Consider the following 18,292-nt stretch of genomic DNA (forward strand, 5'->3'; position numbering starts at 1 on the left):
CGACCCTATCCGAGTGACCATGCATGCAGGGTGATCGCCGCGCCTTTCGCGGACCAGGCTATCGTCGCTGGCTTCTGGCCGGCGCGGGGCTGGCCTGCGCGCCCGGCGTGGCCTTGGCCCAGCAAGTCCCGCCGACAGGCGCGGACGGTCTGACGCCCGAAGCGATCCTGGTCGATGCCCGCAGCGCGGAACGCCAGGGCGACGTCATGATCCTGAATGGCGGCCCGGGCGCAGATCGCGCGGTGGCGCGCTTCCGCGACCATACGCTCAGGGCCGAATCGATCCGCTATGATCTGGCCGCCGGCGTCGGCGCCGCCTCGGGTCAGGTCGAGCTGATTTCGCCCAACAACGATGTGGTGTTCGCCAGCCGGCTGGAGCTGGACGACCAGATGCGCGCGGGGGTGGCCGTCGATTTCGCCACCCGCCTGTCGAACGGCGCCAGCCTGATGGCCGCCACGGCCGTGCGGCGCAGCGAGAACGTCAACGAGCTGAACTACGCCGTCTTCACCCCCTGCCCCATCTGCGACGAGAACGGCCCCAAGACGCCCAGCGTCTCGATCCAGGCGGAAAAGGTCGTCCAGAACGAGGAACTGCGGGCCATTCTGTACCGCAACGCCGTGTTCCGCGTCGGCGGCGTGCCGGTCTTCTTCCTGCCGGTCTTCGCCCACCCCGACCCGACGGTCGAGCGCGCCTCGGGCCTGTTGCCGCCCATTCCGGCCTATGACGAAGGGCGCGGGGTGTCGATCGAGACGCCCTATCTGCACGTCGTCTCGCCGTCCGAAGACTGGCTGATCAGCCCCCAGTTCAACCACCGCGTCGCGCCGCTGCTGAACCTGCAATGGCGCCGCCGGTTCGACGACGGCACGGTGGTCGTGCGCGGCGGCTATACGCACGAGCGCAATTTCGGCGACTTCGACCTGAACGGCGACGGCCGACCCGAGAGCAACGTCAAATTCGGCGATGCGACGAACCGCAGCTATCTGCTGGCACACGCCCGGTTCGACCCGGACGGTCCCTGGCGCTGGGGCTTCACGGCCGAGCGGGTGTCGGACAAGACGCTGTTCGACCGCTATGACATCCGCGATCCGTATCAGGACAACGGCCTGTATTACGGCGACCGGCGCCGCCTGATCAGCCAGATCTACGCCGAGCATCAGACCCGCCGCTCCTATGTGTCGGTCGCGACCTTCGCGATCCAGAGCCTGCGGGTCGCCCGTTTCGATCCGGTCACGCCGGCGTTGAACGTCTTTGAAAGCGACAACGCCCTGCCGATCGTCGCCCCCATCGTCGAGGCGCGGTGGGAGCCGAACCAGCCGGTGTTCGGCGGTCGCCTGCGGCTGCGGGGGTCGGCCGTGTCGCTGACGCGCGACGCCTGGGTCGGATCGCCGGTCCTGCGGCCCGAACTGATTCCCCCCGGTCCCACGACGGGGCTGGAGGGCGTGGACACCCGCCGGGTGACCGGCCAGATGGACTGGCGTCGCGCCTTCATCAGCCCGGCCGGCGTGCGGTGGGAGCCGTTCGTCGATCTGCGCGCCGACGCCTATTCCATCGACCAACTGCCGCCCCTGCCCGGCCTGGGCGACGAGACGGTGACCCGCACCCGCGCCAGCGCGGGGCTGGATGTCGCCTATCCGCTGGTGCGCCCGCTGGGCGCCGGGGCCGACCTGATCCTGGAGCCTCTTGGCCAGCTGTCATTCAGCACCAGCGTCGATCAGGACCCGCGCATTCCGAACGAGGACAGCCAGACGATCGAGCTGGACGAAACCTCGCTGTTCCGCATGGACCGTTTCCCGGGCCATGATCTGATCGAGGGCGGTTTCCGCGTGACCGCCGGGGTGCGCGCCACCGTGCGCTGGGACGACGGGCGCAGCGCCAGCCTGTTCGTCGGCCGCTCCAGCCGGGGCAAGGAGGACGACGCCTTCCGCACGCCCATTCCCGACGATCCGACGCGCCTGTACGACCCCACCGGTCTGGCGGCCAAGACCTCGGACTGGGTGGTTCAGGGCGCCTTCAGCCCGTCCGACCGCATTCGGGGCTGGTTCCACGCCACCGTCGACGGTTCGGGCGACGTGCGCCGGGCCGAGGCCGCCGTGGACGGGCGTTGGGGTCGCCGCGACCTGGCCACCGTCAGCTATATCGTCGACCGCTCCAATCCGCTGGGCGGGCCGGCAAACCGCAATTATGAATTCGTTCAGCTGACGGCCCAGCAGTTCGTGTTCGGCAACTGGGGCGTGACGGTCAACGGCATCGCCGACCTGGAACGCGACGTCATCACGCGGTCGGAGGCGGGCATCGTGTTTGACGACGACTGCTTCCGTTTCGAGATCGGCTTCCGGCGCGACAACACCCGCGTGCGCCCGTCGGGACCGTCCGAAGGGGTGTTCATACGCCTAAACCTCGCCACTTTCGGCGGTACAGGGTATGGACGGGGCGAAACGCGCTGGTAAGGCGCTAATGGGACCGAACCTCCTCCGTCGCACGGGGTCGAGGCCAGGGTTTTGAGGAATCGGGACGAACCATGGGTTTGAGGCTTTCCACCACGGCGATGACGATCGCCGCGCTTCTGTCGGGCACGGCTCTGGCGCAGGTTCCGGGCCAGCAACCGGCGGCGGCCGGCGCCCTGAACCCCGGCGCCGAAGCGGCGCCGCAAGGCGCCGCGGCCCAGCCTCAGTTCCAGATGGCCGACGGCATCGTCGCCACCGTCAACGACAAGATCATCACCGGTTTCGACCTGCGTCAGGCGATGCTGCTGCTGATCGCCATGACCCAGGTCCAGCCGACGCAGGAAAACCTGCCCGCCATTCAACAGCAGGCGCTGAACGACCTGATCGAACAGCGGCTTCAGAACGACGAGATCGCCAAGTACGAGACCCTGATCATCAGCGACGAAGAGGTCGATCGCGAGATCGCCCAAAGCGCCCAACAGGTCGGAACCACGCCGGAAAATTACATGGGTTTCCTGCGCGAGGCGGGCATTCGTCCCTCGACCCTGCGTGAACAGCTGCGCACCGAAATCGGCTGGCGCGAACTGGTCGGCGGTCGCTTCAACGCGCGGTCGCGCGTCAGCCAGGCCCAGGTCGATCAGGCCGTGCGCCAGGCCGAGGCTTCGGCCTCCAAGCCCCAGTATCTGATCGGCGAAATCTACATCGAGGCCGCCCGCGTCGGCGGCCAGCAGGCGGCCATGAACGGCGCCCAGCAGTTGGTCGGTCAGATGGTCCAGGGCGCGCCCTTCATGGCCGTGGCCCGCCAGTTTTCGGCCGCCCCGTCGGCCACCAACGGCGGCGACGCCGGCTGGGTGGTCCAGGGTTCGGTGAATCCGCAACTTCAGGCGGCGCTGGACACGCTGGAGGTCGGCCAGCTGTCGAACCCGATCCCGGTCGATGGCGGCGTCTACATCATCTATATGCGCGACAAGCGTTCGGGCGCGGCCACCAGCCTGGTCAGCCTGAAGCAGGTGATGATCGAACTGCCCGAAACGGCGGGCGAGGCCGAGGTCGCCGCCGCCACCCAGCGACTGACCGCGCTGCAACCGCAACTGACCTGCGACACCATGCTGGGCCGCGCCACGTCCGAAGCCGGCCTGCTGGGGTCCGATCTGGGTGAGGCCGATGTCTCGAACCTGGCGCCCCAGTTCCAGCAGATCGCCCGCTCGGCCGAAGTCGGCTCGATCTCCACCCCTGTGCGCACCCCCCTGGGTCTGCATCTGGTGGCGGTGTGCGGGCGCCGCGTCGGCGGCCCCGAAATCCCGGCGCGTCAGGAGATCGAATTCCGTCTGCGCCAGGCCAATCTGTCGATGCTGGCGCGGCGCTATATGCGCGACCTGCGCGCTGACGCCCTGATCGAACTGAAGTGACCGCTGGGGCGGCGCCGCTCGTTCTGACGCTGGGCGATCCGGCCGGCGTCGGGCCGGAGATCGCCGCCGACGCTTGGCGCGCCCTGTCGTCGTCGGGCCCCATCTTCGCCGTGATCGGGGACGCCGAGCTGTTGCGTCGTCACGCGCCCGTGCTGGAGGTCACCCACGCGGGCGATGCGGCGGCGGTATTCGGCCGCGCCCTGCCCGTCCTGCATCGCCCCTTGCGCGCGCCCGTCACGCCCGGCGCGCCCGACCCCGCCAACGCCCCGGTGGTCGCCGACTGGATCGAAGAGGCCGTGTCCCTGGCCCTGTCGGGCGAGGCGGGGGGCGTGGTCACCTGCCCCATCGCCAAAGCCCCCATGTACGCTTCGGGCTTCCGGTTTCCGGGCCATACCGAGTTCATCGCCGAACTGACCATCGACACGCCGTTCAGCGGGGTGCGCGGGCCGGTGATGATGCTGACGGCGCGCGATCTGCGGGCCTGTCTGGTGACCATCCATGTCGCCTTCGACCAGGTGCCGGAACTCCTGACCGCCGAGCGGCTGATGCGCACGGCCCAGGTGGTGGACGACGCCCTGCGGCGCGACTTCGCCATCGCCCGGCCGCGCCTGGCCCTGGCGGCGCTGAACCCCCATGCCGGCGAAGGCGGCGCCTTGGGCATGCAGGAGATCGAGGTGCTGCGCCCCGCCGCCACCCGCCTGCGCGAGATGGGGATCGACATCACCGACCCGAGGCCGGCCGACACCCTGTTTCATGACGAGGCGCGGCGGACCTATGACGCGGCGATCTGCCTGTATCACGACCAGGCCCTGATCCCGGTCAAGACGCTGGACTTCTGGGGCGGGGTCAACGCCACCCTGGGCCTGCCGATCGTGCGCACATCGCCGGACCACGGCACCGGTTTCGACATCGCCGGCAAGGGGCTGGCCCGGCCCGACAGCCTGATCGCCGCCCTGCGTCTGGCCGCCGACATGGCCGCCAGCCGGGCCGGGGGCCGCGTGCGATGACCCTGCCGACCTTGCGCGAAACCCTGGACGCCCACGGCCTGTCGGCCAAGAAGAGCTTTGGCCAGCATTTCCTGCTGGACCTGAACGTCACGCGAAAGATCGTGCGCCTGGCCGGGCCGTTCGAGGGCCGCGCGGTGATCGAGGTCGGCCCCGGCCCCGGCGGCCTGACCCGCGCCCTGCTCGAATCCGACGCCGGTCGGGTGGTGCTGGTCGAAAAGGATCCGCGCTTCGTCCCCCTGCTGTCCGAACTGGACGACGGCTGGGGCCGCCTGTCCATCATCCAGGATGACGCCCTGCGGGTGAAGGAGGCCGATCTGGTCGACGGCCCGGCCCATCTGGTGTCCAACCTGCCCTATAACGTCGGCACCGCCCTGCTGATCAAATGGCTGACGGGGCCGTGGACGCCGCACGCCCTGACCCTGATGTTCCAGAAGGAGGTGGCCGAGCGGATCGTGGCCGCGCCGGGCGACGACGCCTATGGCCGCCTGGCCGTCATCGCCCAGGCCGTGTGCGAGGCGCGGCTGGTCATGCACCTGCCCGCCGCCGCCTTCACCCCGCCGCCCAAGGTCGCCTCGGCCGTGGTGCATCTGGTTCCCCACGCGGACCGCCCGGCGCCAGAGCGGCTGAAACGGCTGGAGCGCGTCACCGCCGCCGCCTTCGGCCAGCGCCGCAAGATGCTGCGGTCCAGCCTGAAACAGCTGGGCGGCGGCGCCCTGTGCGAAGCGGCGGGGATCGAGCCGGACGCGCGGGCCGAAACCATCGACCTGGCAGGCTTCCTCAGGCTGGCGGACGTTCTGCCCTGAGCCGCCGGTCCCTCAAACCACTTCGTTCAGCAGGGCCTGGCGGTAGCCCGCCACCCACAGATTGCGCGCCCGGCGGCTGCGTTCGGCGTGATAGATGTGGGCCAGTTCGGCATAGGACCGGTCGAAGTCCTCGTTGACCAGCACATAGTCGAAGTCGTCGCAGCGCTCGATCTCGCCCTTGGCGTTGGCGACGCGGCGCTCGATCACCTCGTCCGCATCCTGGGACCGGGTCACCAGGCGACGGCGCAGTTCCTCCAGGCTGGGCGGCAGGATGAAGACCCGCACGGCGTCGCCGGGACATTTACGCGCGATCTCGGCCGCGCCCTGCCAGTCGATGTCGAACAGCACGTCGCGGCCTTCGGCCAGCGCCCGGTCGATGGGCGCGCGCGGGCTGCCGTACAGATTGCCGTGCACATCGGCCCATTCCAGGAAGGCGTCTTCGGCGATCAGACGTTCGAACGGAGCGCGCTCGACGAAATTATAGTCGCGGCCCGCCACCTCGCCCGGCCGGATGTCGCGCGTGGTCATCGACACCGACAGCTCCAGCCCGGCGTGATCGGCCATCAGGCGGCGGCACAGGCTGGTCTTGCCCGCGCCCGACGGGCTGGCCACGATCAGCAGGACACCCCGGCGAGGCGTGCGTTCATTCAACATTCTGCACCTGTTCACGCAACTGTTCGATCACCGCCTTCAGGTCCAGGCCCGTCGCGGTCAGCGCGGTGGTAGCCGATTTGGAGCAGAGGGTGTTCGCCTCGCGCATGAATTCCTGCATCAGGAAGTCGAGTTTCCGCCCGGCGGGGGGTTGCTGCAACAGGGTGCGGGCGCTGGCGACATGGGCGGTCAGACGATCCAGCTCCTCGCGCACGTCCGCCTTGGCCGCCAGGGCCGCCGCCTCCAGATAGATGCGCTCCTCCAGCCCCGGCGCATCGGGCGCCAGTTCGGCCATGCGGCGGGCGAACCGGTCGCGGATCGCCTGAACTTGCGCGCCCGCCTCGCGCTCGGCGTCGGCGGTCAGGGCCTCGATCCGGTCGATGAAGCCGCCGATCACCGGCGCCAGTTGCGCCCCCTCGCGCGCCCGCGACGCCTTCAGCGCCTCCAGGGCCCGGTCGATATCGGCGGCGATGGCCGATTGCAGCGCTGCGCGCGCGGCCTCGTCCTCGACCTCCTCGGGGATTTCCAGCACGCCACGCAGGGACAACAGGCCGTCCGCCGTCGCCGGCGCGGCCCCGCCCTGAACCAGGTCGTTGGCCAGCTTCAGATAGCGGTCCAGAACCTCGGCGTTGACGATCAGGCCCGCCGCCCCCGCCTCGGCCCGCTTGGCCTGGACGCCGATGGTCACCTGGCCGCGCGCGAACCGGGCCTGCGCCGCCGCCTTGGCCGCGGCCTCCAGCCCGTCGAACCCCGGCGGGCCGCGAAACTTCACATCCAGATTGCGGCCGTTGACCGAGCGCGCCTCGACCGACCAGCTCCAGTCGCCGCCCGCACCGGACTGCGCCCCCTCGGCCCGGCCGAAGCCGGTCATGCCCGAGATCGCGCTCACCCGCCGCGCGCCCCGGACCCGGCGGCGGCGGCGATGTCGTCGTTCGCCGGGGTGGCGGGGCGCAGGGGCCGCGACGGGGTGACCGCGCCGGGCGCCTGCATGGTGATGACGGCCTGGCCTTGCGGAGCCGGCGTCTCGGACGCCGTTTCGGGCGTGGCCGGCGCGGGCGCGGCGGGCGGCAGACCGGCCTTGCGGCGTTCGATCTCGCGCCAGCGGGCCACATTCTGCAGATGCTCGTCATAGGTGCGGGCGAAGACGTGCCCGCCCGTGCCGTCGGCGACGAAGAACAGGTCGGTCGTCTCGGGCGGATTCAGCACCGCCTTGATCGCCTCCTCGCCCGGATTGGCGATGGGAGTCGGCGGCAGGCCGTCGATCAGATAGGTGTTCCAGGCCGTCTCGCGCCGCAGTTCCGACAGGCGGATGCCCCGGCCCAGCGGCCGTCCCTGGGTGATGCCATAGACGATGGTCGGATCGCTCTCCAGCCGCATGCCGGTGCGGATACGGTTGGTGAACACCGCCGCCACGCGCGGGCGTTCGGCGGCCACGCCGGTCTCCTTCTCGACGATGGAGGCCAGGATCAGCGCCTCTTCCGGGGTGCGCACCACGCTGCGCGGGCCGCGCTGGGGCCACAGCTGGTCCATCTTCTGCTCGGCCAGGGCCTGCATGCGCCGGATCACCGAGGCCCGGCTTTCGCCGCGCGTGATCTCATAGGTCGAGGGCCACAGCGAGCCTTCGGCCGGCACGGGCGGCGACTCGCCGGTCAGCATCTCGTTCTTCATCAGGATGTCGACCGCCTGGGCCGAGGACCAGCCTTCGGGCAGGGTCACGAAATGGCGCACCACCCGCCCGTCGACCAGCAGGCCCAGCACCGTCTTCAGCGAGGCGCGCGACGGCACCTCATACTCCCCGGCCCTCAGGCGGCGGTCCGCGCCGGTGAAGGTGGCGGCGGCCCGGAACATGTCGGTCGAACGGATCACCCCGGCCGCCTTCAGATTGGCGGCGATGGCCGAAACCCCGGCGCCGCTGGGCAGGCTGACGACCGTGGCCTCGCCTTCGCGCGCGGCCGGGCCGGGGCCGAAATAGACGCTCCAGCCGATGGCCAGGGCCGCGATCAGGAACAGGCTGACCGTCGCCGACGCCGTCAGCAGCGCCACCATCAGGCCCGACCGGGGCTTGCGGTCGACGCGGCTCACCCGGCGACCTTCTTGAAGATCACCGAGGCGTTGGTGCCGCCAAAACCAAACGAATTGGACATGGCCACATCGATCTTCATCGACTTGCCCTTGTGCGGCACCAGATCGATCGGCGTCTCATGCTCCGGGTCGTCGAGATTGATGGTCGGCGGCGCCATCTGGTCGCGGATGGCCAGGACGCAGAAGGCCGCCTCAATGGCCCCGGCGGCGCCCAGCAGATGCCCGGTCATCGACTTGGTAGACGACACGGCCAGGTTTTTCGCATGGTCCCCGGCCAGGCCCTCGATGGCCTTCAGCTCGATCCAGTCGGCCATGGTCGAGGTGCCGTGGGCGTTGACGTAATCCAGGTCCGCAGGCGTCATTCCCGCGCGTTTCAGCGCCATCTCCATGGCCCGTCGGCCGCCCTCGCCGTCCTCGGACGGCGCGGTGATGTGATAGGCGTCGCCGGTCAGGCCATAGCCCACGACCTCGGCATAGATCTTGGCCCCACGCGCCTTGGCGTGTTCGTATTCCTCCAGCACCAGAATGCCGGCGCCCTCGCCCATGACGAAGCCGGCGTGGCCCCGGTCATAGGGGCGAGAGGCCTTTTCGGGCGTGTCGTTATAGGCGGTGCACAGGGCCTTGCAGGCCAGGAAGCCGGCGATGCCGATCGGCACGATCGAGCCTTCGGCCCCGCCCGCCACCATGACGTCGGCGTCGTCCAGGGCGATCATCCGGGCCGCGTCGCCAATGGCGTGGGCGCCGGTGGCGCAGGCGGTGACCACGGAATGATTAGGCCCCTTCAGCCCGTGCCGGATCGACACCTGGCCCGAGACCAGATTGATCAGCGACATGGGAATGAAGAAGGGGCTGACCCGGCGCGGCCCCTGTTCCTTCAGCACGATGGCGGTGTCGGCGATAGGCCCCAGCCCGCCGATGCCCGAGCCGATCATGACGCCGGTACGTTCGCGCTGTTCGTCGGTTTCGGGCTTCCAGCCGGCGTCGGCCAGGGCCTCGTCCGCCGCCGCGATGCCATAGATGATGAAGTCGTCGACCCGCTTGCGGTCCTTGGCGGACATGACCTTTTCAGGGTCGAAGACGCCGGGCGTGTCGGGCGTACCGCCGCCGCGACCGTCCACGCTGGGGATTTCCCCGGCGATGGTGCAGCCATAGCCTTCGGTGTCGAAATTGGTGATCGGTTTGATGCCCGACCGCCCCTCGACGATGCCCTTCCAGGTGGTTTCGACGCCCCAGCCCAGGGGGGTCAGAAGGCCGATGCCGGTGACGACGACGCGGCGCATGCGGTCGCTCCTTCGCAGAATCCGTGGTGCAGAAACACTAATGGCCGCCGGACCCGCCCGCTAGGGGCGCGCCACGGCGGCCATCAGAAGCCTTGTCGAAAAGGCGGGGCTGAAATCAGCCGCCCGACTTCTCGTTGATGAATTTCACGGCGTCGCCGACCGTCTGGATGTGCTCGGCGGCGTCATCCGGGATCTCGATGTCGAATTCTTCCTCGAAGGCCATGACCAGTTCGACGTTGTCGAGCGAATCGGCGCCCAGGTCGTCGATGAAGCTGGCCTTTTCGGTGACCTTGTCCGGATCGGCGTCCAGGTGGTCGATGACGATCTTGCGGACGCGTTCCAGGGTGTCGGACATGTTCTGTCTGCCTTCTAGCGCCGCCCGGGGGCGGCTGTTGTCTCAATCCTTGCCGTACGGCGACGGCGCCGCTTGTGCAAGACCATAACGGGTCTGGACGCAGGCGGTTGCGACCGCCTTTAGCACAGTCATTCCGCTGGGGAAGGGGTTAGATCATCGCCATGCCGCCGTTCACATGCAGCGTCTGGCCGGTGACATAGGCCGCTTCGTCCGACGACAGATACACCGCCGCCGCCGCGATCTCGTCGCCCGTCCCCAGCCGACCGGCGGGTATCTTGCCCAGGATGGCCTCGCGCTGCTGATCGTTCAGCACATCGGTCATGGGGCTGGCGATAAAGCCCGGCGCGATGCAGTTCACGGTGATGCCGCGGCTGCCGACTTCCTGGGCCAGCGACTTGGAAAAGCCGATCATCCCGGCCTTGGAGGCGGAATAGTTGGTCTGGCCCGGATTGCCGGTCACCCCCACCACCGAGGTCACGCCGATGATGCGGCCGGCCCGGCGCTTCATCATGCCCTTCACGGCGGCGCGGGTCAGACGGAAATAGGATTCCAGGTTGATCTGCACGACCGACTGGAAGTCTTCGTCCTTCATCCGCATCAGCAGGCCGTCCTTGGTGATGCCCGCGTTGGCCACCAGGATGTCCAGCGGCGCGCCCGCCGCCTCTTCCGCCCGCCCGACCAGGCCGTCCACCGATTCGGCGTCGGACAGGTTCGCCGCCGCCGCAAAGGCGCGCGACCCCAGCTGGCCGGCCAGGTCGTTCAGCACCGCCTCGCGCGTGCCGGACAGAATCACGGTCGCCCCCTGGGCGTGCAAGGCGCGGGCGATGGCGCCGCCGATGCCGCCCGTCGCGCCGGTGACCAGGGCCGTCTTGCCGGTGAGGTCGAACATGGTGATCTCCGCAGATTCTCAGTACGCCCCGGTTCTTACCCGCACAGACCGGGGTCGAACAGAGCCGCGCGAGGGCGGGATCACTCGGCGGCGGCGGGCCGGGGGTCGTTGGCGGCGATCTCCTGGGCCTCCCACTCCTCGATCTTGCGGGCGGTGTATTCCGGCGAGCGGGTGAAGCGCGCCAAGACGCCATAGATCACCGGCACCACGAACAGGGTCAGCATGGTGGCGAAGATGGCCCCGGCGAAGATGACCACGCCGATGGTCTGGCGGCTGCCGGCGCCCGCCCCCTGCCACAGCACCAGCGGCAGGGCGCCGAAGGCGGTGGCGATCGAGGTCATGATGATGGGGCGCAGGCGCAGGGTGGACGATTCGATGATCGCCTCGCGCACCGTCCGGCCCTGGTCGCGCAGCTGGTTGGCGAACTCGACGATCAGGATGCCGTTCTTGGCCGCCACCCCGATCAGGATGATCAGGCCGATCTGCGAATAGATGTTCAGGCTGGACCCCGCCATCAGCAGACCGAACAGGCCGCCCGCCGCCGCCAGGGGCACGGTCAGCATGATGACCGCCGGGGTGATCCAGCTTTCGAACTGGGCCGCCAGCGCCAGGAAGACCAGCAGCAGCGCCAGGCCGAAGGCCGCCGCCACCGCGCCGCCCGCCTCCTGCTGATCGCGGGCCGCACCGCCCCAGCGGATGGTGGCCAGGCCCTGCGGCTGCTGAGCCACCTCGTCGGTCAGGAAGGTCATGGCGTCCGCTATGGTGGTGCCGGGGTTCAGATCGGCCGACAGGGTGATGGCGCGCTGGCGATCCAGGCGGCGCCGGTCGGGCGTATCGCCGGACGTCTTGGTGGTCACCACCGCCGACAGGGGCGCCAGCTGGCCCGAGCCGGTGGCGACATAAAGGGCCTCCAGATCGCTGACGTTGCGGCGCACGTCGCGGTTGGTCTGCAGGATGACGTCATATTCCTGACCGCCCCGGATATAGGTGGTGGCCCGGCGCGAGCCGAACATGGTCTCCAGCGTGCGACCGACCTGCTGGACCGAGACGCCCAGGGCCGCCGCCTTCTGCGGATCGACATCGACCAGCAGGCGCGGGGCGTTCGGCTCATAATTCAGGCGCGGGCGCGAGAAGCCGGGGTTTTCCTGGGCCGAGGCCAGAACGGGCTGCAGCCACTGATACAGCTGTTCATAGTCGGGGCCGGTCACGACCATTTCGATGGAGTTGGAGTTGCCGCCGCCGCGCTGGAAGGCGCCGGGGACGCTGGCGTTCACCTGAGCGTCGGTCTGGGTGCCGCGCAGCTTGCCGTTCAGCTCCTGGGCGATCTCGTCGGCCGAGCGGCTGCGTTCGGACCAGTCCTTCAGCGTCAGGGTGGCGTTGCCCGAGTTGAAGCTGCCGCCGCCGAAGCCGGGGGCGGACACCAGATAGGACTCCACCTCGCCGCCGTCCTTGTATTCGGCCAGAATGGGTTCCAGCCCCATCATGATCTTGCGGGTGTAGTCGAAGCCGGCGCCTTCCGGCCCCTGGACACGAACCATGACGCGGCCGCGATCTTCGGGCGGCACCAGTTCGTCGGGCAGCACCATGAACACCCCCGCCGCGCCCGCCGCCACCAGAAGGATCAGACCCGACACGCCGACGACAGCCAGCCGCTGGCCCATCAGGGCCTCCAGCGAGTTGCGGTACGAATTCTTGACCGAGTCCATCACCGCATCGACCCGGCGCGCCAGCCAGCCCGAGCCTTGCGCCGGTTTCAGGATCTTGGACGCCAGCATCGGCGACAGGCTGAGCGCCAGGAAGGCCGAGAATCCCACAGCCGCCGCGATGGCCGCCGCGAGTTCCACGAACAGGCGCCCGACATAGCCCGGCAGGAACAGCAGCGGGGCGAACACCGCCAGCAGCACGACGGTGGTGGCGACGACCGCGAAGAAGACCTGACGCGCGCCGCGCTCTGCGGCGACCAACGGCGGCTCGCCATGGTCCAGGCGGCGCTGGATGTTCTCGGTCACCACGATGGCGTCGTCCACCACCAGGCCGATGGCCAGCACCAGCGCCAGCAGCGTCAGAAGGTTCAGCGAAAAGCCCAGCGGCGCCAGCACGATGAAGGTCGCAAGCAGGCAGATCGGCGCCACGACAGACGGAATCAGCGCCGCCCGCAGGCTGCCCAGGAAGATGAAATTGACCAGGGCCACCAGGGCCATGGCGATGCCGATGGTGATCCACACCTCGTCGATGGCGTGTTTGGTGAAGACCGAATTGTCCGAGCCGACGACCAGTTCGGTGCCTTCGGGCAGGGTCGGCTGCAGTTCGGCCAGCAGCTTTTTGACGCCGTCGGAAATGGCCAGATCGTTCGACTGGGCCTGACGGGTCACGGCCAGGCCGATCTGGTCCAGACCATTGCCCCGGAACAGGCGGCGATGGTCGGTCGGCGCTTCTTCGACGCGGGCGATGTCGCCCAGCCGCGTCACATAGGTCGGCGCCCCGGCGATCAGAGCCGCCGCGCCCGAGCCGCTGACCTGGGACGCCGAACCGCGCGTGCCGATGGGCAGGTTGGCGAAGTCGGCGGGCGTCGCATAGTTGCGCGCCACGCGGACGGTGTAGTCCTTGTCGGTGGATTCCAGCGACCCGGCCGGCAGTTCGACGTTCTGGCTGGTCAGCGAGCTTTCGACGTCCTGGACCGTCAGACCGCGCGCCGCCATGGCGGCCGGGTCAAGCCAGATGCGCATGGCGTAGCGCTGCTCGCCATAGATCTGCACCTGGGCCACACCGTTCACGGTCGACAGACGGTCGATCAGATAGCGGTCGGCGTAGTCGGTCAGTTGCAGCCGGTTCATGCTGGTCGAACGCAGGAACAGGATGATGATCGGCTGGCTGTCGGAATCCGCCTTGGACACCTGGGGCGGATCGGCCTGGTCGGGCAGGCGCGCGGCGACGCGGCTGATGCGGTCGCGCACATCGTTGGCCGCGTCGTCGATGTCGCGATCCAGGTTGAACTCGATATTGACGTTCGAGCGGCCGTCGCGGCTGGTCGAATTGATGCGCTGAACGCCCTGGATGCCGGCGATCTGCTGTTCGATCGGCTCGGTGATCCGGCTCTCGATCACCTCGGCCGAAGCCCCGGCGTAGCTGGTGCTGACCGAAACCACCGGGGGATCGACGTCAGGCAGTTCGCGCACCGGCAGGAAGAAGAAGGCCGCCGCGCCGACGACGCACAGCACGATGGCGCCCACGGCGGCGAATACCGGCCGCCGGACCGAAAGGTCGGACAGCATCATGGCGCGGCCTTCCGCGGGGCGCCCGCGCCCTGCCCGCCTCGACCCTGGCTCTGGCCCTGGTTTTCACCCGCGATGGTGACCGGGGCGTTGGGCTGGATCCGGTTCAGGCCCGTGCCGACCAGGCGCTCGCCCGTCTCGACGCCCGACAGGATTTCGACGAAGCCGTTTTCGACCGCCCCGGCCTCGATCTCGATGCGCTGGGCGTTCATGCCGCGCTCGCCACGCGCGATGCGGAAGACATAGGCGCGCTGGCCTTCATACTGGACCGCCGCCTCGGGCGCGGCCGCGCTGGTGCGGGCGCCCTGCCGCACCGAGACCCGCATCAGCATGCCGGGGCGAATCTGGCCGCCCGGATTGGCGAACTCGGCCCGCGCCGTGGCGGCCCGCGTCTGTTCGTTCACCCGCGTGTCGATCAGGGCGATGCGCCCCGAGAAGCTTTGCCCCGGATAGGCGTCGGACGTCGCCACGATCGGCGTGCCGGCCCGCAGCTGGCCCAGATACCGTTCGGGCACCGGGAAATCGACGCGCACCACGCTGGTGTCGTCCAGGGTCGAGATGACCGCGCCGGGGTTGATCAGGGTGCCGGGCGTGACGGTGGTCAGGCCCATGACACCGGCGAAGGGCGCACGGATGATGCGGTCGCCGCGCCGCGCCTGGGCGGCGGTCAGGCTGGCGCGCGCCGATTCCAGCGCCGTCTCGGCCGTTTCGGCGGTCACGCGCGGGGCGATGCCGCGTTCGGCCAGTTCGGAATAGCGGTCGTATTCGCGCTGGGCCTGGGCCAGGCGGGCGCGGGCCTCGATGACGCCGGCGTCTTCCTCATTGGCCTGAAGCTCGACCAGGGGCGTGCCCGCCGCGACGCGCTGGCCGTCGGCGAACAGGACGCGCGTGATCAGTTCGGTGGTGGACGAGGTGATGTTGACCGAGCGGCGCCCGCGCGCCACGCCCAGCACCTGAATGGTGTCCGAGAATTCGCGCGGCTGGACCGTCACGGCCGCCACGGCCTGGCCGCGCCCGCCGCCGGGTCCGCCCCGACCGCCGGGGCCGCCCTGTCCGCCGCCCTTTTCGTCATCGGCCAGCGCAATGCGCAGCACGGCCGCCAGCACCATCAGGCCCAGCAGCACCGCCGCCCCGACGAAGAAGAAGTGGCGCTTGATCACGCTTGGAACGCTCCGGCTGGTCTCTGGGACGACGACGCGCCCGACTTAGCGGGTCCGCGTCTCGACGCAACTAAAGTCTGTGCAACGCGGCGGATTCCGCAATCCGTCGCGCCTTCTGGTGTTTTTCTAGAACCGTCGCCAGACCGCCACGACCCAGCCCCGGCTGTCGGCGAACTCGCGCCCGGCGACCGCGTCGCGCCATCCCGCCTGGACATGCCAGTCGCCCAGCCGCCGCACCACCGAGGTCTCGACCGACAGCCAGCGCGCGCCATCCCCGTCGGTCACGCCGCCATAGGCCTGGGCCAGCACCATCCAGTCCGGGCCGAAATGGCCGCCCAGCGTCAGGTCCACGCGGGTTTCGTCGGGCAGGCCGGCCCGCATGCGTCGCCCGGCCTGAAGTTCGACAAAGCTGCTGTCGGGCGCCCAGCGACCGCCCTGCCCCTTCAGATTGCGGCCGATGGCGCCGCGCACCTCCCAGTCGCCGCCGCCCTGGCCCGGGGCGGCGTATCCGGCGTTGCGGCCGTCGCCCGGATCGGCATGGCCGGCATAGAGGCTGATCGCGGTCTTGTCGTCGCGATAGGCGGACCACCAGACGCCCAGCTCCAGCGGCCCCCGGCCCTGATAATCGACGAAATAGTCGCGCCCGTCCTGCCAGTCGCCCTTGAACTGGACCGTCAGGCGATCGGTGACGCCGTACTGGGCGAAGACGCCCAGCGTCTGGTCGGCGCGGGTCGCCGGCAGGTCGATCAGCGCGCCGTCAGGGCCGAAACCGCGCGTGGCGCGCATGTCCTCCCATTTGACGATGACCTGACCGCGACCCTTGTCCTGGGTCCAGGCGCTGGCCTGGGCGGCGGTCGGCGCCGCCGCCAGCAGAAGGGCGGCGGCGGCCAGTCTCAAGCGTCGTAGCCCGGCGATTTGCGGTCCAGCGTCCTGAGGGCGCCAGGCCAGGCCAGGGAAGAAATGAAGCCGATCCCCCGCCCCTGTTCCTTGGTCTCGGCCTGGGCCGCATCCGGGGCGATCAGCACATGTTCGCGTCCGCCCGACAGGGCCGCCACCTGCTGGGCGCAGGCCCGTTCCAGGAAGAAGATGCCGATCCAGGCCTGGGCCGCCGTTTCCCCGACCGCCAAGGTGCCGTGATTGCGTAGCAGCATCAGGGACTTGTCGCCCATGTCCGCGACCAGGCGTTCGCGCTCGTCATGGTTCAGCGCCAGCCCCTCATAGCCGTGATAGGCGACCTGATGCTGCAACAGACAGGCGTTCTGGCTGATGGGCAGAAGGCCATGCTGCTGGGCCGCGACGCCGACGCCGTTCACCGTGTGCAGATGGATGACGTATTTCGCATCCTCGCGCGCCGCATGGACGGCCGAATGGATGGTGAAGCCCGCCGGATTGATGAAGCTGGTCGTCTCCTGAACGATGTTTCCGTCCAGATCGACCTTCACCAGACAGGACGCCGTCATCTCCTCGAAATACCAGCCGTAGGGGTTGATCAGGAAATGATGCTCAGGCCCCGGAGCGCGGGCCGAGATGTGGGTGAAGATCATGTCGTCCCACCCGTGCAGGGCCACCAGCCGGTACAGCGCCGCCAGTTCGACCCGCACCTGCCATTCGGCCTCGGACACCCTGGATTTCAGCGACGTCGTTGCGCCATCCGCCATGTCGGCCTCCCTTATCTTTGTTCACCTGAACGTCCGCCCTCGCGCGCGCGGCGTCAAGGCGGCGCCTGTTCAGCGTTCGTTAACCGCGTTTTCATGACCTGGGGGTTCTACTGAAGCTCCGGCTCGCGCACCGCGACGCCCGTAGGAGATCGCCCGGTGAACGCCGCCGTTGCATTGGCCGCCTCTTCCGAAGGTTCGCACAGCGAGTTTTCTCGCCTGATCGCCCTGGCGCGCAGCCGCTCCACCGATGATCGCCAGCGGCTGTTGCTGGCCGTCGCGGCCCTGTGCGACGCCAATCCGCCGGGGGTCGAGCTGTCGCCGATCCTGTCGGAGATCTTCATGGCCCTGGCCCAGCAGGCCGAGCGCGAGATCCGCGCCGTCCTGGCCGACCGGCTGGCCACCGCCGAATGGGCGCCGCCGGCCCTGATCCACATGCTGGCGCTTGACGACATCGAGATCGCCCGTCCCATCATCGCCGCCAGCCCGCTGCTGAAGGACGAAGACCTGCTGCGCATCCTGGTGGAGGCGACGCTGGAGCATCACATCGAGGTGGCGCGCCGGCCGCATCTGTCCGGCCGCGTCGCCGACGCCGTGATCGACCAGGCCGAACCCGCCGCCCTGACCGCCCTGGCCGGCAACCGCACCGCCGAGATCAGCGACGAGAGCCTGCGCCGGCTGGTGGATCACTCGCGCCGGGTCGCGGGCCTGCGGGCGCCGCTGGTGCGCCATCCGCGCCTGAACGAACAGCTGGCGGGCCAGCTTTACCAGTGGGTCGGCCAGGCCCTGCGTCAGTCGATCGGAGAGCGTTTCCGCATCGACGAGACGGCCCTGGCCCAGGCGGTCGATTCCGCCGTGGCCAGCCGAACGGCCACCTGGGGCGCCCAGACCTCGCCCAAGCCGGTCGATCCCATCCAGTCCGAGATGGAGCGCCGACTGGTCGACAAGCTGAAGGCCGCGGGCCAGCTGCGCGCCGGTTTCGTCGTGCGCGCCGTGCGCGAGGACCGCCGCAGCCTGTTCGAACACGCCCTGGCGGCCTTGGGCGATTTCCCGCTCGATCAGGTGCGGATGGCCATGACCGCCGACACGCCCCAGCCGCTTTATCTGGCCTGTGTGGCCGTGGGCATCGACCGGATGGTCTTCGTCTCCATGCTCGATTCGCTGCGCAAGATGACCGGCGGCTGGACGGGCGAGACGGCGCACGGCCCGTGGACGCCCCACGCCGTGTCGGCCGCGGACGCCGCGCGCCTGTTCCGCCGCTACGAGCAACGCGCGGGCGGTTGAC

Annotated in this window: 15 protein-coding genes; 5 read left to right on the forward strand and 10 right to left on the reverse strand. The window is 69.4% G+C overall.

The annotated features are described in order from the left end of the window. Window positions 1–23 precede the first annotated feature (23 nt). The 4 genes from lptD (at window position 24) to rsmA (ending at window position 5,663) form a co-directional block, all read left to right on the forward strand. Entirely contained in the window at window positions 24–2,447 is a 2,424-nt protein-coding gene (lptD, locus tag Q0581_RS03735) for an LPS assembly protein LptD (protein WP_298697701.1), read from the forward strand. A gap of 71 nt (window positions 2,448–2,518) precedes the next feature. Beyond that, window positions 2,519–3,853 carry a peptidylprolyl isomerase gene (locus Q0581_RS03740; RefSeq protein WP_298697703.1) on the forward strand — a complete coding sequence of 445 codons (1,335 nt, stop codon included), beginning with the start codon at window positions 2,519–2,521 and terminating at the stop codon, window positions 3,851–3,853. Beyond that, window positions 3,850–4,860, forward strand: a complete 1,011-nt coding sequence (gene pdxA, locus Q0581_RS03745; RefSeq protein ID WP_298697705.1) for a 4-hydroxythreonine-4-phosphate dehydrogenase PdxA — start codon at window positions 3,850–3,852, stop codon at window positions 4,858–4,860. Before Q0581_RS03740 ends, pdxA begins: the two co-directional genes overlap by 4 nt. Further along, on the forward strand, window positions 4,857–5,663 hold the full coding sequence (gene rsmA / locus Q0581_RS03750) for a 16S rRNA (adenine(1518)-N(6)/adenine(1519)-N(6))-dimethyltransferase RsmA (RefSeq protein WP_298697707.1): 807 nt from the start codon (window positions 4,857–4,859) through the stop codon (window positions 5,661–5,663). Before pdxA ends, rsmA begins: the two co-directional genes overlap by 4 nt. 12 nt (window positions 5,664–5,675) lie before the next feature. Here rsmA and gmk read toward each other — a convergent pair whose 3' ends face one another. The 10 genes from gmk to Q0581_RS03800 all read right to left on the reverse strand — a co-directional run bounded on the left by gmk (window position 5,676) and on the right by Q0581_RS03800 (window position 17,010). Further along, the gene (gmk, locus tag Q0581_RS03755) at window positions 5,676–6,317 is read right to left on the reverse strand and encodes a guanylate kinase (protein WP_298697709.1); all 642 of its coding nucleotides are present in this window, start codon (window positions 6,315–6,317) and stop codon (window positions 5,676–5,678) included. Then, a complete protein-coding gene (locus tag Q0581_RS03760) occupies window positions 6,307–7,185 on the reverse strand; it encodes a YicC/YloC family endoribonuclease (protein WP_298697855.1) in 879 nt (292 codons plus the stop codon). The genes gmk and Q0581_RS03760 overlap by 11 nt, the downstream gene beginning before the upstream one ends. A gap of 14 nt (window positions 7,186–7,199) precedes the next feature. After that, window positions 7,200–8,396, reverse strand: a complete 1,197-nt coding sequence (gene mltG, locus Q0581_RS03765; RefSeq protein ID WP_298697710.1) for an endolytic transglycosylase MltG — start codon at window positions 8,394–8,396, stop codon at window positions 7,200–7,202. Next, complete coding sequence (gene fabF, locus Q0581_RS03770) at window positions 8,393–9,676, reverse strand: beta-ketoacyl-ACP synthase II (RefSeq protein WP_298697713.1); 1,284 nt, start codon at window positions 9,674–9,676, stop codon at window positions 8,393–8,395. The genes mltG and fabF overlap by 4 nt, the downstream gene beginning before the upstream one ends. A gap of 115 nt (window positions 9,677–9,791) precedes the next feature. After that, window positions 9,792–10,031: an acyl carrier protein gene (locus tag Q0581_RS03775; protein WP_292258620.1), complete on the reverse strand. Its 240-nt coding sequence runs from the start codon at window positions 10,029–10,031 to the stop codon at window positions 9,792–9,794. A 148-nt stretch (window positions 10,032–10,179) separates the two neighbouring features. Continuing rightward, window positions 10,180–10,920, reverse strand: a complete 741-nt coding sequence (gene fabG / locus Q0581_RS03780; RefSeq protein ID WP_298697716.1) for a 3-oxoacyl-[acyl-carrier-protein] reductase — start codon at window positions 10,918–10,920, stop codon at window positions 10,180–10,182. 80 nt (window positions 10,921–11,000) lie between these two features. Further along, window positions 11,001–14,192, reverse strand: coding sequence for an efflux RND transporter permease subunit (locus Q0581_RS03785; RefSeq protein WP_298697857.1), 3,192 nt, complete (start codon window positions 14,190–14,192; stop codon window positions 11,001–11,003). Beyond that, entirely contained in the window at window positions 14,192–15,352 is a 1,161-nt protein-coding gene (locus Q0581_RS03790; protein ID WP_298697717.1) for an efflux RND transporter periplasmic adaptor subunit, read from the reverse strand. The genes Q0581_RS03785 and Q0581_RS03790 overlap by 1 nt, the downstream gene beginning before the upstream one ends. Before the next feature lie 126 nt (window positions 15,353–15,478). Further along, window positions 15,479–16,249 carry a hypothetical protein gene (locus tag Q0581_RS03795; RefSeq protein WP_298697719.1) on the reverse strand — a complete coding sequence of 257 codons (771 nt, stop codon included), beginning with the start codon at window positions 16,247–16,249 and terminating at the stop codon, window positions 15,479–15,481. Beyond that, window positions 16,246–17,010 carry a class II aldolase/adducin family protein gene (locus Q0581_RS03800; protein ID WP_298697721.1) on the reverse strand — a complete coding sequence of 255 codons (765 nt, stop codon included), beginning with the start codon at window positions 17,008–17,010 and terminating at the stop codon, window positions 16,246–16,248. The genes Q0581_RS03795 and Q0581_RS03800 overlap by 4 nt, the downstream gene beginning before the upstream one ends. 156 nt (window positions 17,011–17,166) lie before the next feature. Between Q0581_RS03800 and Q0581_RS03805 the strand changes: the two genes are divergently transcribed. Next, window positions 17,167–18,291: a DUF2336 domain-containing protein gene (locus tag Q0581_RS03805; RefSeq protein WP_298697723.1), complete on the forward strand. Its 1,125-nt coding sequence runs from the start codon at window positions 17,167–17,169 to the stop codon at window positions 18,289–18,291. Window position 18,292 lies beyond the last annotated feature (1 nt).

This window comes from uncultured Brevundimonas sp. (assembly GCF_937863155.1).
Lineage (GTDB): Bacteria > Pseudomonadota > Alphaproteobacteria > Caulobacterales > Caulobacteraceae > Brevundimonas.

Coding starts and splice junctions, on each gene's coding strand:
- lptD (WP_298697701.1), top strand. CDS start 24: ATGCAGGGTGATCGCCGCGCCTTTCGCGGACCAGGCTATCGTCGCTGG.
- fabG (WP_298697716.1), bottom strand. CDS start 10,920: ATGTTCGACCTCACCGGCAAGACGGCCCTGGTCACCGGCGCGACGGGC.
- Q0581_RS03740 (WP_298697703.1), top strand. CDS start 2,519: ATGGGTTTGAGGCTTTCCACCACGGCGATGACGATCGCCGCGCTTCTG.
- Q0581_RS03775 (WP_292258620.1), bottom strand. CDS start 10,031: ATGTCCGACACCCTGGAACGCGTCCGCAAGATCGTCATCGACCACCTG.
- Q0581_RS03800 (WP_298697721.1), bottom strand. CDS start 17,010: ATGGCGGATGGCGCAACGACGTCGCTGAAATCCAGGGTGTCCGAGGCC.
- gmk (WP_298697709.1), bottom strand. CDS start 6,317: ATGTTGAATGAACGCACGCCTCGCCGGGGTGTCCTGCTGATCGTGGCC.
- Q0581_RS03785 (WP_298697857.1), bottom strand. CDS start 14,192: ATGCTGTCCGACCTTTCGGTCCGGCGGCCGGTATTCGCCGCCGTGGGC.
- fabF (WP_298697713.1), bottom strand. CDS start 9,676: ATGCGCCGCGTCGTCGTCACCGGCATCGGCCTTCTGACCCCCCTGGGC.
- rsmA (WP_298697707.1), top strand. CDS start 4,857: ATGACCCTGCCGACCTTGCGCGAAACCCTGGACGCCCACGGCCTGTCG.
- Q0581_RS03760 (WP_298697855.1), bottom strand. CDS start 7,185: ATGACCGGCTTCGGCCGGGCCGAGGGGGCGCAGTCCGGTGCGGGCGGC.